This window comes from Alkalimonas sp., assembly GCF_020831925.1.
GTDB lineage: Bacteria > Pseudomonadota > Gammaproteobacteria > Enterobacterales > Alteromonadaceae > Alkalimonas.
The window spans coordinates 130,454-145,500 of sequence record NZ_JAFIFQ010000002.1 but is presented as its reverse complement, the minus strand read 5'-3'; the positions used below and the strand labels follow the sequence as shown (position 1 = coordinate 145,500).

At 49.2% G+C, this 15,047-nt stretch carries 10 protein-coding genes; 5 read left to right on the top strand and 5 right to left on the bottom strand.

The features are described 5' to 3' along the window. Positions 1 to 62: 62 nt before the first annotated feature. Positions 63 to 1,406: an N-succinylarginine dihydrolase gene (gene astB, locus JJU14_RS01550; protein WP_228610837.1), complete on the bottom strand. Its 1,344-nt coding sequence runs from the start codon at positions 1,404 to 1,406 to the stop codon at positions 63 to 65. Between the two features lie 218 nt (positions 1,407 to 1,624). Here astB and topA point away from each other — a divergent pair, with 218 nt between their 5' ends. Further along, positions 1,625 to 4,216 (top strand): type I DNA topoisomerase, encoded by a 2,592-nt coding sequence (gene topA, locus JJU14_RS01545; protein ID WP_228610836.1) that lies wholly within the window; start codon positions 1,625 to 1,627, stop codon positions 4,214 to 4,216. A 37-nt stretch (positions 4,217 to 4,253) separates the two neighbouring features. On the opposite strand, the gene JJU14_RS01540 is transcribed toward topA, so the two are convergent. Both JJU14_RS01540 and JJU14_RS01535 read right to left on the bottom strand, forming a co-directional pair. Further along, positions 4,254 to 5,024 (bottom strand): hypothetical protein, encoded by a 771-nt coding sequence (locus JJU14_RS01540; protein ID WP_228610835.1) that lies wholly within the window; start codon positions 5,022 to 5,024, stop codon positions 4,254 to 4,256. A gap of 37 nt (positions 5,025 to 5,061) precedes the next feature. Next, the gene (locus JJU14_RS01535) at positions 5,062 to 5,754 is read right to left on the bottom strand and encodes a HAMP domain-containing sensor histidine kinase (protein WP_228610834.1); all 693 of its coding nucleotides are present in this window, start codon (positions 5,752 to 5,754) and stop codon (positions 5,062 to 5,064) included. 178 nt (positions 5,755 to 5,932) lie between these two features. On the opposite strand from JJU14_RS01535, the gene cysB reads away from it, so the two are divergent. Both cysB and JJU14_RS01525 read left to right on the top strand, forming a co-directional pair. Further along, complete coding sequence (gene cysB, locus JJU14_RS01530; protein WP_228610833.1) at positions 5,933 to 6,910, top strand: HTH-type transcriptional regulator CysB; 978 nt, start codon at positions 5,933 to 5,935, stop codon at positions 6,908 to 6,910. A 314-nt stretch (positions 6,911 to 7,224) separates the two neighbouring features. Next, positions 7,225 to 8,127, top strand: a complete 903-nt coding sequence (locus JJU14_RS01525; RefSeq protein WP_228610832.1) for a LysR substrate-binding domain-containing protein — start codon at positions 7,225 to 7,227, stop codon at positions 8,125 to 8,127. A 1-nt stretch (position 8,128) separates the two neighbouring features. Here the strand turns inward: JJU14_RS01525 and rimO are convergent, their stop codons facing one another. Continuing rightward, positions 8,129 to 9,445, bottom strand: a complete 1,317-nt coding sequence (gene rimO, locus JJU14_RS01520; protein ID WP_228610831.1) for a 30S ribosomal protein S12 methylthiotransferase RimO — start codon at positions 9,443 to 9,445, stop codon at positions 8,129 to 8,131. Between the two features lie 198 nt (positions 9,446 to 9,643). On the opposite strand from rimO, the gene JJU14_RS01515 reads away from it, so the two are divergent. After that, entirely contained in the window at positions 9,644 to 11,299 is a 1,656-nt protein-coding gene (locus JJU14_RS01515) for a response regulator (RefSeq protein ID WP_228610830.1), read from the top strand. A 48-nt stretch (positions 11,300 to 11,347) separates the two neighbouring features. On the opposite strand, the gene JJU14_RS01510 is transcribed toward JJU14_RS01515, so the two are convergent. After that, positions 11,348 to 13,924 carry a TonB-dependent receptor gene (locus tag JJU14_RS01510; protein WP_228610828.1) on the bottom strand — a complete coding sequence of 859 codons (2,577 nt, stop codon included), beginning with the start codon at positions 13,922 to 13,924 and terminating at the stop codon, positions 11,348 to 11,350. Positions 13,925 to 14,372: 448 nt separating this feature from the next. Here JJU14_RS01510 and JJU14_RS01505 point away from each other — a divergent pair, with 448 nt between their 5' ends. Beyond that, positions 14,373 to 15,044, top strand: coding sequence for a TetR/AcrR family transcriptional regulator (locus JJU14_RS01505; RefSeq protein ID WP_228610826.1), 672 nt, complete (start codon positions 14,373 to 14,375; stop codon positions 15,042 to 15,044). Positions 15,045 to 15,047: the final 3 nt, after the last annotated feature.

The following is a 15,047-nucleotide window of genomic DNA, read 5'->3' as shown; positions in this document are numbered from 1 at the left end:
TCTGGTAAATAAAAACCCGCGATTAATTCGCGGGTTTTTTTATCGACGTGGTAGAAATCTAGTTAGCCGCGCTGAAATGGATAGACCGAGCCCAGATGCAGAATTTGGGTTAACTCGTCCAGTGCGGCACGAGATTCTTGCAGCAGCTGTGGATCAGCCAGGTCAGCTTCACTGATTTCATCACGATAATGCTTGTCTACCCATTGATTTAGTGTGGTGAACAGTTCGTCGGTGAGCAGGACATTTGGATTAACTGCCTGACGCTCTTGTTCGCTCATAGCAACACGCAAGCGCAAACAAGCCGGGCCACCACCGTTACGCATGCTCTGCTTCACATCGTAGTAGTGTACATGGCGGATAGGCGTACCACGACCGGTCAGTTGTTCCAGATAACCAGCCACCCGATCATTTTCACGGCACTCAGTTGGTGCGATGATGGCCATTTCGCCGTTCGGGAGGGTGATCACCTGAGTATTGAACAAGTAGGTTTTAATAGCATCGTCAACAGCTACTTCCGATGTTTTGACTTCAATCAGGTGCAGCTCACTGGCATTACCGAACTTGCGCTGCAATTCAGCAAGCTTCAGCTGGGTATCGACAAAGGCTTCCTGGTGGTAAAACAGTACATTCTGGTTGCCAACAGCGATTACGTCGTTGTGGAACACGCCCTGATCAATCACATCCGGGTTTTGCTGCATGTACACGACGTGCTCGTCGGACAGGCCATGAAGACGTGCGACCGCTTCGCAGGCTTCCAGCGTATGACGCGCTGGGAAGCGTTTTGGAGCCAGTTTGCTGGCATCAAAGGCATAGCGTCCAAAGACAAAGAGTTCGACGCCCCTGGCGCCATACTCGCTGCATAAGCGGGTATGGTTAGCCGCACCTTCATCACCGAAGTGATCATTGTCTGGCAGATGGCGGTGATGGGCGAAGTGATTCGGGTCGGCAAACATCGCCTGTAAAATGCGGCCGGTAGTATCTGGTTCCAGCGAGCGATGGAATTTGTTGGTCAAATTGGCCGGGGTAAAATGAATTTTACCGTCGGCGGTATCGGCACTGGGTGAAATGGTCGCGGCGTTGGCCGTCCACATACTGGACGCAGAGCAGACAGCACGCAGTACAGCAGGCGCTTGTTTCGCAGCCTTGCTGATGATATCGTGATCACTGCCGGTAAAACCCAAGCGGCGTAGGGTGTACACGTCTGGCCGCTCCTGAGGAGCCAACACACCTTGTACCATCCCCAGATCGCGCAGTGCTTTCATTTTTTGCAGGCCTTGTTTGGCTGCCTGACGCGGGCTTGAGGTATTACGGGCATTGTTCAGCGAGGCAACATTGCCAACGGATAAACCGGCATAGTTGTGCGTAGGGCCGACCAGCCCATCAAAATTTGCTTCAAAATACTTCATTTTTACTTTGTATCCTTCCGTTTGGCTGGCACTATTATTTTTATTCGGCCAGAGGGATTTGCTTTATTGGGTTGGTGAATTAATCACCAAGGAGCTCAAAAAACAGAGCTTGACAGCATAATAATGAGTTTATGGGCTTGTCACAACTTCAGTTTGCAGATATACGTTAAAAAAGAAGGTTCCAAAAGCGCAAAAAATCAAACATTCTTAGGGTTGAGATGGCGAAATCACTGGTAATAGTCGAGTCACCGGCAAAAGCAAAGACGATCAATAAGTACCTGGGCACAAATTTTATTGTGAAATCCAGCGTGGGGCATATTCGCGATTTACCAACCAGCTCCAGCAAGGAAAAAGCCAAAAAAGCCAGTACTGCGCTTAGTAAGGAAGAAAAAGCCTACCAAGCATTGGTTGATCGAATGGGTATTGACCCGGCCAACGGCTGGCAAGCAAGGTACGAAATTCTGCCGGGCAAAGAGAAGGTAGTCAAGGAGTTAAAAACACTGGCTGAGAAGGCTGAAACTGTCTATCTGGCAACGGATTTGGATAGAGAAGGGGAGGCCATTGCCTGGCATTTGCAGCAAATTATTGGCGGTGAGCCGGCTAAGTTCAAACGGGTGGTTTTTAACGAAATTACCAAAAATGCTATTCAGCAAGCGTTTGAAGAACCTGGTGTGGTCAATGTTGACAGGGTAAATGCACAGCAAGCCCGCCGTTTTTTAGACCGGGTAGTGGGCTTTATGGTGTCGCCGCTGTTGTGGAAAAAAATTGCCCGCGGTTTATCTGCTGGCCGCGTGCAATCGGTGGCTGTCCGCTTGGTGGTAGAGCGTGAGCGTGAAATTAAAGCGTTTAACCCGGAAGAGTACTGGACAGTGCTGGCCGACACAACTACGGCCTCTGCTACGGCTTTACAGCTCGATGTCAGCAGGCATCTGGGGGAAGCTTTCCGGCCGGTAAACAAAGCGCAAACCGAGCAAGCGCTAGCGCAGCTTCAGCAGGCCGAGTACCGGGTCGCTAAGCGCGAGGATAAACCCAGCAGCAGCAAAGCATCAGCTCCTTTTATCACGTCAACGTTGCAACAAGCTGCCAGTACCCGGTTGGGTTACGGGGTGAAAAAAACCATGATGTTGGCCCAACGCTTGTACGAAGCGGGCCACATCACCTACATGCGTACTGACTCCACCAATTTGAGTCAGGACGCGGTCAATGCCTGCCGTGATTTTATTGAGCAGAGCTTTGGCAAGCAGTATTTGCCGCCTGAGCCTCTTCGTTATGGCAGTAAAGACAATGCGCAGGAAGCGCACGAGGCCATTCGTCCATCCGATGTCAAGGTGCAGGCTACCGCGCTCGGTGATATGGAAGCCGATGCACGCAAACTGTACGATTTGATTTGGCGCCAGTTTGTGGCTTGTCAGATGCCGGCCGCACAATACGACGTTACGACCATCACCGTTGATGCCGGCGATTATGAATTAAAAGCCAAAGGCCGGGTGTTACGCTTCGACGGCTGGACCCGGGTGCAGCCAGTTGTTAAACGCAAGGGCGAAGAAGATTCGGTGTTGCCAGATGTGAAGCCTGGTGAGGTGTTAACCTTGGAACAGTTAGTTCCTCAGCAGCACTTTACCAAACCACCTGCTCGTTTTAGCGAAGCCAGTTTGGTAAAGGAGTTAGAAAAGCGTGGCATTGGCAGGCCTTCAACCTATGCGTCCATCATTTCAACCATTCAGGACAGAGGCTACGTACGGATTGACAATAAACGCTTCTATGCTGAGAAGATGGGAGAGATTGTTACAGACCGACTGCGGGATAACTTCGAAGAACTGATGAGCTTTGATTTTACCGCCAACATGGAATTGAAGCTGGATGATATTGCTCATGGCGAGGTCTCTTGGCGTGAAGTGCTGGATAGTTTTTACCTTGGTTTTTCTGAGCAACTGAAGCAAGCCGAATCGGATGAAGCTGAAGGTGGCATGAAAGCCAACCAGTTTGTCTTGACCGATATTGATTGTCCGAGTTGTGGACGGAAAATGGGTATTCGTACTGCTTCAACCGGTGTATTTCTCGGTTGTTCTGGCTATCAGTTACCACCGAAAGAGCGCTGCACGACGACCATGAATCTGGTACCTGGCGAGGAAGCCGTGGCCGATGTGGATGATGATGAGCAGGAAACCGAAGCCTTGCGCCATAAACGGCGTTGTACCAAATGCGGTACGGCTATGGATTCTTATCTGATTGATGAAAAGCGCAAGTTGCACGTGTGTGGCAACAATCCGAGTTGCGATGGCTTTCTGGTAGAACAGGGTAGTTTTAAAATTAAAGGCTATGATGGTCCTGTTATTGAATGCGATAAATGTGGCTCTGAAATGCAGCTGAAGTCGGGTCGTTTTGGCAAGTATTTTGGTTGTACCAACAGTGCCTGTAAAAACACCCGGAAATTGCTTCGCAATGGCGAGGCAGCTCCACCGAAAGAAGATCCGGTACATCTACCAGAGCTCACATGCGAAAAGTCGGATGCGTACTTTGTGTTACGTGATGGGGCGGCAGGAATTTTCCTGGCGGCATCTACTTTCCCTAAATCCCGTGAAACCAGAGCGCCTTTGGTGGAAGAGCTGGCGCGGTTCCGGGAGCGGTTATCACCGAAATTTCATTATTTGGCGGATGCACCGAACAAAGATCCTGAGGGCAATCCAAGTATTGTGCGCTGGAGCCGAAAAACCAAGCAGCAGTACGTGATGACTGAAAGCAATGGTAAAGCAACCGGTTGGTCTGCCTGGTTTGAAAATGGACGCTGGAAGGTGACCGAAAAAGCCTGAACCATCACTCTTTGAAAAACCAGCTTCGGCTGGTTTTTTACCATTTGCGCTTTGGTGCGAATAACTCGTCCAGATCCTTGTTCTCTTGCTGAGCCTTTTTGTCCCGATCGCGTTGGTTGCTGTTTTTGAGCTCGTCGGAAATCTCCTGCAGCGACTGGATCACTTCAGACTTACGTGTCACCACGTACTCGGTTTGGTGGGGTGAGCCATCCAATGCTACTAAGGCTTTCTCAAAATACTGACGGGCTGATCCGAGCATCTGAGTTGAGCGTGCTTTCATACCACGTTTAATTTGGCTTTCTACATTGATGCGCAACTGCAGGGCCTCTAGCCGTTTGTCTTCTTGTATCACCACCTGGGTGTCAACATTGCCTCTCGCATGCTCAGAGCGCAAGATCAGGCGTAATTTTTTAATGCCCTGAATTAAAGAGATTAAGAGCTTATCGTCATCTGGCAGGCTAATGCCTTCAGCTACCTGGGCCTCAGCTGACTCGCTATCAAAGCCTTTTAAGCGGCTCTGAGTTTCATTAAGGCGGTTTTTAATGTCTTTAGAGCCAGGTTCAAGTTCGGCCATAGCTTTTAACGTAAAGGCAATACGACGAAGTAGCACCTGGCTGATGGCTGGAGTCATCGGAACATTGGCGGCATTGATCAAAATATCTTCTGTATCTTCTAAAATGGTGCGTAGCTTGCTGAACTCAGCACGCTTCAGAGCAGCCATACGATTACGGTGCTGCTGCACAGCATTGACGATCACTGCGATAATCACCAGAGCGATGACCAGAATGATGATCAGAGTTAGTAACATCTACACCTCGAAATCATAATAAATAACTGCTGGCTGCTCATGGCAGTTGCAGCTGGAAAACACCACCACCATAGTAACCGCCATTAGTCAGCGCTATGCGTCCCGTCTGCCCTTGATGTTGGTGAGCTGAGGCAATTAAGTGTGCAAAAAACAGGCCAAGCCCTGTATGGCCTCGGCTTAACTCAACTCTGTTCATTAATTGCTTGCTATCGGTTAGCATGTTTTCCGGAAAACCGGCACCATCATCATGCACTTCGATCACCAGCACCTGCTCTTTTTGAAATGCCCTAATGCATAATCTTTGTTGAGTATAGCGTATTGCATTAACCACAATATCATTCAGTAGGTTGGTGATCAGATCGCGATCTAAAAACCAGTGCAGTGCTTCATCACAGTCAATCTGAAGCTCAATCTGCTTCTGGGCTATATAGAGTTCATTTTTAAGCTGAATCTCTTCCAGAAGGTCAGCCAGGTAATAATCATCCACTTGCAGTGGCAACTGATCCCGCTCAAGGCGGTATAAAGAGAGTAATTGCAGTAAGTTGGTATTTAACCGATTGGCTTCATAGTGAATTTTGGCCAGCTCCTGTTGCGAGTCAGGTGCTTTTTCTTTCAGCTCGGTATGCATCAACTCAATGGATTGCAGCAGCATGCACAGCGAGTTTTTCATATCGTGGACAGAAGAAGCCAGCACAGAGGCGAAATCAATCGGTAGTGGCGATTTGCTCATAGGAGGTCAATTCCGACAGAGGTTTGCAATTAAACTACTCGAAAAATGGTTTTTCGTATAGTCGACGCCTACTCTTTCCATGTTTTTTTAGCTACTATTGGTTATAGAACAATACAGTATCCTAAGTTAACTGGAATATCCAGTAACTTGCCCCAGCCTTGTGACAGGGAACCGACTGATGAAACTCCAGCAATTGCGCTATATTGTCGAGGTGCTTAACCATAACCTGAATGTATCAGCCACAGCGGAAAGCCTATTTACCTCACAGCCGGGTATCAGTAAACAAGTCAGAATGCTGGAAGATGAGTTGGGTATTCAGGTGTTTGGCCGCAGTGGCAAGCATTTGACTCACGTCACCCCCGCCGGAAAAGAAGTCATAGAGATTGCCCAGCAAATTCTGGCAAAGGTTGAAAGCATCAAAGCGGTCGCTAAAGAACATACCTTACCGGATCAAGGCAAACTGAATATCGCCACGACCCATACTCAGGCGCGTTATGCGCTACCTCCTGTGATTGGTGGCTTTATTGAAAAATACCCGAAGGTAACCCTGCATATGCATCAGGGCTCCCCTCAGCAGATTTCTGAAGCCGCCTCCCGTGGTGATGCAGACTTTGCCATTGCAACTGAAGCCATGCACCTGTATGGCGATTTGGTGATGTTGCCTTGTTATCACTGGAATCGCAGCATCATAGTTATGCCCGATCACCCATTAGCTCAGCTTTCACGCAAACTGACGGTGGAAGACATTGCGCAGTACTCTATTGTGACCTATGTGTTTGGTTTTACCGGGCGCTCTGAGCTCGATAGAGCTTTTAATGCTTGTGGCCTTGAACCGAAAATCGTTTTTACAGCCACCGATGCGGATGTTTTGAAAACCTATGTTCGGCTTGGTTTAGGGGTAGGAGTACTCGCTACGATGGCCATTGATCAAGCTTTGGATAAGGATCTTGTAGCACTGGATGCCAGTCATTTATTTGAGGCCTCCACCACAAAGATAGGGTTTCGCAAAGGCGCTTTTTTACGCAGCTACATGTACGACTTCATCCAGCGCTTTGCGCCTCATCTGACCAAAGATGTGGTTGAAAAAGCCAATCTACTGCGGAATCAGGATGAAATTGATGCCATGTTTGCTTCTTTTGATTTACCCAGTCGATAAAGCAGCAGGCCAAATTGTGTCAGCTTGATCTGGCACCTTGATTTTGAACCAGTGAAGCATGACGAATCGCTATGGTTTGCGAAAATGAGTCAATCATGCTGTAAGGCATCATTGAACAGCCGTTTTGCTGGTTTTTGGTTAGCCGCCCACATACGCTTTAGCTCTCTGTGCTTGCCGATACAGGAAACCTGAGTTTCGGATGGACAATATTTACTCATCATTTGGACGTCTAGATGTTGATATGCCTGATCCCGCCGGTTATGATGGGAAACTCAAATTGTAAAATAGCCTGAAGCTAATGAAGAAACCTCATTATGGTTGAGTTAAAACACCTCAAAGCCATTCAAGCATTGCGCGATACCGGTTCGGTGAGTGCTGCGGCGAACCTGCTGTGTCTGACGCAGTCTGCCTTATCGCATCAGCTTAAAGAGCTGGAGCACCGGTTGGAGCAAGGGTTATTTGAGCGCAAAACAGAGCCGTTGCAATTTCTGCCAGCCGGACAGTTGTTGTTGCAGCTGGCTGAGCAGGTATTACCAGCTGTGCGGGCGGCAGAGCAAAGCTTAAAGCAGGGAGTGGAGGCTTCTAAGAGTGAAATCCGTTTTTGTGTGGAGTGCCACGCTTGTTATCACTGGTTGTTACCTGCCATAAAAGCATTTTTGCATCAGGAGCCGGATTTGGAGCTGGATTTATCTGTCAGTATTCAGCATCAGGCCATCGAAGCATTGCTGCAGGATGAACTGGATTTGGTCGTGACCAGTGATCAGCGTTTATTGCAGCATGTGCATTATCATTACTTGTATCCGATGGAGCTACGCTTGCTGGTGAGTCCAGAGCACCCTTTGGCGCGGCAGAGCTGGGTGCAACCGGAGCAACTGCTTCAGCAAACCATTTTAAGTTATCCGGTGCCGCAGCAGCGGCAGGATCTGTTTCGGTTTTTCCTCGCCCAACATGCGTTTCAGGGCCGAGTTAAGCCTATTGAGCAAGGCAGCCAGATGATCCAGCAAGTTGCGGCCAATCAAGGGGTCGCTGTGTTGCCAGGCTGGATGGCCGAACCTTACCTGCAGCAAGGACTGATTGCATCACTGGCATTGGGGGAGGAAGGTTTATGGCGCCCTATGTATCTGGCATGGCGGCTGCAGGATAGGTTGGAGCCTGCATATCAACGCCTGGCCACGCTGTTGCAGCAACTGCTGCCGCAACAGGCTCAATCATCGTGAGTTAAACCAGGCGTTCTGCCCACAGATCATAGGCGTCGGTGCGAGTAACTTTTACCTGTACCAACATACCAGGGCTAAGATCGGCTGAGTTATCCAGATAAACCACACCGTCAATTTCCGGTGCATCGGCAGCGCTTCGGCCAACGGCACCTTCGGCACTGACTTCATCAATTAAAATAGTCAGCTGCTGGCCTACTTTACGCTCTAAACGGGCAGCGCTGATCGCCTGCTGAGTTTGCATAAAGCGATGGTAGCGCTCTTCTTTCACATCTTCCGGAACTGGATCGGGCAACTCATTGGCTTTAGCTCCATCAATGGGGCTGTATTTAAAACAGCCAACCCGATCCAATTGAGCTTCTTGCAGCCAGTCCAGTAGCATTTGGAAATCTTCTTCCGTCTCGCCCGGAAAGCCGACGATAAAGGTAGAACGAATGGTCAATTCAGGGCAGATTGCACGCCACTTTTTAATACGCTCTAAGGTCCGCTCGGCCTGACCTGGTCGCTTCATTAGTTTCAGGATACGCGGGCTGGCATGCTGAAATGGAATATCCAGGTAAGGTAACAACTTGCCTTCGGCCATTAAGGGGATCACCTGATCCACATGTGGATAAGGGTAAACATAGTGCAGACGCACCCATATACCAAGCTCGGTGAGCGCCTGACACAGAGCCAGCATATCGGTTTTCACTGGCTGACCGTTCCAGAAGCCAGTGCGGTGTTTGACATCGACCCCATAGGCACTGGTATCCTGCGAAATAACCAGCAACTCTTTGACACCGGCATTCTTCAGCCGTTGAGCTTCATCCAGTACGTCGCCAATTGGCCGGCTGACCAGATCGCCACGCATGGAAGGGATGATGCAGAAGGTACAGCGGTGGTTGCAGCCTTCAGAGATTTTTAAATAAGCGTAGTGACGTGGTGTTAGCTTCACACCTTGATCTGGTACCAGCATGGTAAAAGGATCGTATTTAGGCTTTGGAATAAAGCTGTGTACTTGTTGTAGCACGTTTTCATAGGCATGCGGCCCGGTGATGCCGAGCACATTGGGGTGGACCTGGCGAATTTCATCTTCCCGCGCACCCAGGCAGCCAGTCACAATCACCTTGCCATTTTCAGCCAGCGCTTCGCCTATGGTATCCAGCGACTCCTGCACCGCACTGTCAATAAAGCCGCAGGTATTGACTATCACCAGCTCAGCATCGTGATAAGTTGGCACGATTTGGTACCCATCACTTTTTAACTGCGTCAGAATGCGCTCAGAATCGACCAGATTCTTGGGGCATCCTAAACTGACAAATCCGACTTTAGGCTGTGACATGCTGAACCACCGTGCATACAAAAGGGCGCGTATTTTACTTGAATATCCGTTTGAACGCCAGCGATGTGCTCACCGCCTTGTTGTCTGTCATACCCGCAATTCAACGACTCGATTTGCATGGCATTCAGCGATGCGAACGCTATAATCAGTGAAGACACTTTTCGTGCAACAAACATTGATAAAAGGAGCCTTTAAGGCATGGATAAAGCGGACTTAAGCCATCTTGAAGCTTTGAAGGTATTGATTGTGGATGATCAGTATCTGGTACATAACTTGCTGAAAGAAGCTTTTGATGAACTGGGTATCCGACAAATAAAATACGCTGAAAATGCGTATTATGCTTTACGCTTATGCGAACAACATCGCTTTCATATTGTGATTTGTGCTTTCAATGTCAAAAGCGATAAAGATGGTTTTCATCTGCTGGAGGAGTTGAAGTTTAAAGGGTATGTCAATAAGCGCACTGTGCTCATTTTTCTAAGCGCGGAAACGGATGAAAGCCTGGTCAATAGTATTGTGGAGTTGCAACCAGATGATTTTTGGGTCAAACCACTGGACAGAGCCAGAGTGAAACAACGCTTGCCACAGGTGTTGAACATTAAGCGCACTCTGTTTGATGTGTATGAAGCCATTGATTTGAAAAACTACAGTAAAGCCATTTATCAGGTCGATCGACACCTGCTCAACCCTAAATTATCGCGTTTTTATTTGCAGCTATTGCGGATGAAAGGGGATGCACTCTTAAAGTTGCAAGAGTTTGAAGAGGCGGAGCGCTTTTACCTTGATTTAAGGCAAAAGCATCAAATGTCTTGGGTACATCTTGGTTACGTGAATGCCTTGCTCAAGCAAGATAAGATGCAACAAATAGAAGAGTTACTGGCTGAGATGACCGATCGGGTGGATACCCGCTTTGCGACCTACGACTTACTTGCGCAGTATCACATAGAGCGCCAGGACTTTGATCGCGCCTACGACGAAATTAAAAAAGCGGTGGCTTTAGCGCCGCGCAATATTGAGCGCAATAAAAAAGTATGGGATCTGGCCCGGTTGACCCACGATTTTGAAGGTCAGTACCTGGCAACCCAGGCTATGGCCAAACATGCCAAAAACTCATTGCATGATTCACCTGTTCTTGCTCTCAATGTCATCCGTGCCGGTTTGGATTTGGCGCAAACCCTAAATAATGAACGATCACATAAAATACTGCAGCAAACCGACCGCCATATTCAGGCATTGGAAAAAGACTACAAAGATGCTGCTTTATTTAAAGAGCAAATTACCATCGCCAAAGCGCGTCTATTACTGGCCAATGATGAGCGAAAAAAAGCAGAGAACTTGATTGACCTCCATGTGTCTGTCAGGCCTATCGTTTCGCTGGACGATAATCTGGATAAAGCGAAGATTTTCCATGAGTTAGGGCGACGCGAAGAAGCGGCGTTGATTATGGATGCGGTGAAAAAACAAATTTCATCCGATAACCTGGCTGGCTTGGTGGTTAAAAAATACGTTGAGCAGGAGTGCGATGAACAAGAGCGGGTGCATTTTACACCCAAGCAGCTGCAGAGCATGGCGGTGGAGTTTTTTAAAAAGAAAAAATACGGTGCAGCGCTATCTGCCTTGGAACAGGCCATGGAGCTAACCCCTAAAAATAACAAGATCCCGATTAGCGTGCTCAAGGTACTGTCTCTGATGTTTGAAGAGGGCGGCTTGTCCGCCAGCCAGAAAGAGCTAGCGCTTCGCACGGTCTCATTGTTGACTAAAAACCAACTGACGGATGAGGAGTTACAGAGCGTTGCCCAGTACAAGGAACGCTTGAACTTAGTGTTGGCGCAGGCCATGCTTCCAATGGAATAAAAAAGGGGCCACAAAGGCCCCAAAGCTTACCAGGAGAAACAAAGTCGGTTAGAAGTTGTAGGTATAGCGCAGGGTATAGGTTGCACCGAGCCAGTCATGCACTGAGCTGGCATAACCATCGGTAGGTGATGACGCATAAGGCGGCTTCTTATCAGTCAGGTTACGCACTGCCAGTTGCAGCCGGCCGTAATCACCAAAGTCATAGCCTGCGCTGGCGTTGAGCACTAACCAGGACGACACTGTCTCATTGCCACCCCACTTAAAGTCACCGTCACCCATGCTGGCGATGTAGTTGGCTGTCAGGCCCAGACTCCAGTTGCCATGGCGCCAGTCGGTGCCAAAATCCGCCACCAGATCTGGCCGTGCGATTTCGTTGGCACCACTCAGGCGGCCCAGCAAATCTTGCGGTGCACTGTCTGGGGTGATTTGACGCTCATAACTGAAGGTTTTGGTGGCATTCGCAAAGAAATTAAACTGGCCATAGTCCTGGGTATCCAGGCGATAGTTCAGCTTCAGATCCAAGCCATCGGTCTTTTGCTTACCCACGTTAAAGAAACCTGTCCGCAGAAAGACCAGATCGCCATCGCTACTTATAACGCAGCCAAAACCAGGCAAGTTGGCCTCATCCGTGACCGTTGGGGCCGCACCACTTAAACAGCTGCGCAGTGTAGTGTTGGCATCCACATCGACAATGTCTTTGTGTTCATAGCGCCAGTAATCGGCTGTCAATTGCAGGTTATCAGTCAGGTTCCAGGAAAAACCGAGGTTGATCGCTTCAGAGCTTTCTGCATCCAGATTCGGGTTGCCGCGGGTTTCCTGATCAAAGCTTACTTCATCATCGAAGTTGCCACACAAAGCATCAAACTCTTCACCAGGGCCACAGTTGATGTAACCGGTCGCCAGAGCCCGGCCGGCACCCAGTTGTGAGAGTGATGGCGCTCTGAAGCCTGTGCTCCAGGAAGCACGTAGGATCAGCGCATCGGTTGCACGCCAACGTAAAGACAGTTTTGGATTTACGTCGCCGCCAAAATCGCTGTAGTGATCGTAACGAATCGCTGCAATGGCATCAATGTCATCGGTCAGAGGCAGGTTAAACTCACCGTAGAGTGCATATTGGGTCCGATCAGCCTGTGCATCACGGGCACCTAAGCCATAAACGCCATCGGCTGCGGCAATAGGTGCTGGTGTATCTTTGATGTCTTCAGAGCGGTATTCACCGCCAAACACCGAGCTAACAAAACCCGCTGGCAGCTCAAACAGTTCTCCTGAGATATTAAAATCAAAGCTGTGCGTTTCTGAACGACCGCGACGTGGTGCTTCGCTGCGCAGTGCTGCCAGTGTCGCCTCGCTGTTGTCACGCCCCAAATTAAAAGGGTTGTAACTTTGGTTAGCAATACCTGCTAGCACGGCTTCGCGGTTGAAGTAACCTCGGATGTGACGTACTTCATTCTCTGTCACGCCATAGGTTGCCGCCGCCTCCCAGAACCAGTCACCAGCTTCACCGCGCAGCCCCGCTAACATGCGGAATGACTCGGTATCGTATGCTTGTTGCCGGCGTTCAGGAAAGCGAGTACGAACGATGATCGTGCTATCGTTTGGATTCAGTTCACGCACATAATCTGGTACCAGGCTGGAATCTGCTGCGATATTAACGGTATAAGCGGTAGCTGAATCGTAGGCCGATCCTTTGTTGCGTTGATACATACCTTCAGCAAACAGCTCCATGCTGTTGTCCAGTTGGTGAAGGTGGCTTAAGGTGACACCTAATCGTTCGGTTTCTGGCTGAATGGCGCGCTCCATCACGTAGTCGTAGCGACACTCGGTACCAGCACGTACGGTATTCTCGCCACACCATGCTTCAGGATGATTCTGGCCATCAATGCCCAGAGAGGTGCGTAGTGCAAAAGTGACATCAATCGGCCGATCGGTATTAAACAGAGCTTTACGGTCGAAATAATCCACGACTACGGTGGTGTTGCTGCTGGCTGTATTAAAGCCACCAACATACGTTAGGTTGTAGCGTCCAAAATCACTGCTCTTGGTATCGTTGCCGTACATGACTGAGACTTCATGGCCTTCAACATCATCGCGCAGGATAAAGTTGATGACACCGGCAATGGCATCGGAGCCGTACACTGAGGAAGCACCATCAGTCAGTACTTCAATACGCTCAATGGCAGACATCGGGATGGTATTAACGTTGACGAAAGAGTCCGCGCCATTGGCAAAGGAGTCAACCGCTACCCGACGGCCATTGACCAATACCAGCGTCGAGCTGCTGCCAAGGCCGCGTAAGCTAACACCTGATGAACCAGCTGGCGCACCTGCTGCGGTTGCCGTGGCACCATTCTCACTAAAAGTTCCAGCACTGGCGGCTTGTGGTAAGTCACGTAAAAAGGCGCTGACGCTGTCATAGCCACGGCTTTCTAACTCGTCCCGGCTGATAATTTGTACCGGGTTTGCCCCTTCCATATCCACGCCTCTGAGACGGGAGCCGGTAATGGCGATGCGTTCAACGTCTTTTGCTTGGACCTCCGCTTCCTCCGCGTGCAGTCCTTGCAGACCAAAGAGGGCGGTCAAGGTTGCCAACGCAACTTTGCTTACTCCAGTGGTTATTGTTTTCATGCTTCTTCCTCATTTTGCTTTATTGGCTGCCGTGAAGCGGCAGTCTGATAGTTAAAGCTGTGCCAGATACACAGGCTGGATCGATGTCGCAGCAACAAATGCAATCAGGTGAGATGAAAAGCAGACGCTTGCAAGTAAAACATGACTACTTAGCGATCACACCACTGTTTGGCACAGCGGTATGGCTAATTGTTGAACCACTCGGACAAGTAGTAAGGAGACACAAAAGGAGAAGCAAAATAGCAGCGGCAATGCTGATTCAGCAATACAGGCATAGAAGTCCTCCTTTGGTTGGGAAATACACAATGCCTATAAACTCGCTTAATTGTTATTGACTGTCAACCCCTTTTTCGGGGCAAGTCTTTGCTTTGCTAACTCATCGGATTAGTGCTTGACAGGGTTTTGATTCAAACGTACATTTCAAACGGGTGTTTGAAATGAGGGGCCTATGAGTCGAATCCAGACCCAACAAAAAATTCTTGATGCTGCTGAAAGTCTGTTCGCCGAAACGGGTTTTAACGATACCTCGTTGCGGCAAATTACCAGCCGGGCGGAAGTTAACCTGGCTGCAGTCAATTATCACTTTGGCTCAAAGAAGGCCTTAATCCAAGCAGTGCTGCAGCGTTACCTAAAGGTCGTGATGCCTCGGCTGGAGCATCAGTTTGAAGTGCTGCTTGCCCGGCAAAAGCCAACCCAATTGCCTGAAGTACTCGCAGTCTTTGTGCAACCTTTGCTGGAGCTTGAACAGATCAAGCGTCAGGGCACTACCTTATTTTTGCAACTGCTGGGGCGGGGCTATACTGATGTACAAGGGCATTTGCGTAAGTTTATCAGTCACCACTATGGTTCGGTGCTGAATAAATTCGTCTTATTGGTACAGCAATCCTGTCCCGGCTTAGACGCTGCTGAAATTTTCTGGCGCCTGCATTTCTCGCTGGGCACTGTGGTATTTACTATGGCCTCCAGTGAAGCTTTGTTTGATATTGCAGCTGCAGATTATCATCAGCAGGCAGATATCGAAAGCGTGATTCGGCGGCTATTGCCCTATCTGGCAGCAGGTATCGCTGCACCCGTGATTTATCCAGAACAACTTAACTCCATGGCACAAGCTGCCTCTTAAGGA

What these genes read in the sequence shown, in the direction of transcription:
- topA (WP_228610836.1), top strand. Translation starts at nt 1,625, where the DNA reads ATGGCGAAATCACTGGTAATAGTCGAGTCACCGGCAAAAGCAAAGACG.
- cysB (WP_228610833.1), top strand. Translation starts at nt 5,933, where the DNA reads ATGAAACTCCAGCAATTGCGCTATATTGTCGAGGTGCTTAACCATAAC.
- JJU14_RS01525 (WP_228610832.1), top strand. Translation starts at nt 7,225, where the DNA reads ATGGTTGAGTTAAAACACCTCAAAGCCATTCAAGCATTGCGCGATACC.
- JJU14_RS01510 (WP_228610828.1), bottom strand. Translation starts at nt 13,924, where the DNA reads ATGAAAACAATAACCACTGGAGTAAGCAAAGTTGCGTTGGCAACCTTG.
- JJU14_RS01505 (WP_228610826.1), top strand. Translation starts at nt 14,373, where the DNA reads ATGAGTCGAATCCAGACCCAACAAAAAATTCTTGATGCTGCTGAAAGT.
- astB (WP_228610837.1), bottom strand. Translation starts at nt 1,406, where the DNA reads ATGAAGTATTTTGAAGCAAATTTTGATGGGCTGGTCGGCCCTACGCAC.
- JJU14_RS01515 (WP_228610830.1), top strand. Translation starts at nt 9,644, where the DNA reads ATGGATAAAGCGGACTTAAGCCATCTTGAAGCTTTGAAGGTATTGATT.
- JJU14_RS01540 (WP_228610835.1), bottom strand. Translation starts at nt 5,024, where the DNA reads ATGTTACTAACTCTGATCATCATTCTGGTCATCGCTCTGGTGATTATC.
- rimO (WP_228610831.1), bottom strand. Translation starts at nt 9,445, where the DNA reads ATGTCACAGCCTAAAGTCGGATTTGTCAGTTTAGGATGCCCCAAGAAT.
- JJU14_RS01535 (WP_228610834.1), bottom strand. Translation starts at nt 5,754, where the DNA reads ATGAGCAAATCGCCACTACCGATTGATTTCGCCTCTGTGCTGGCTTCT.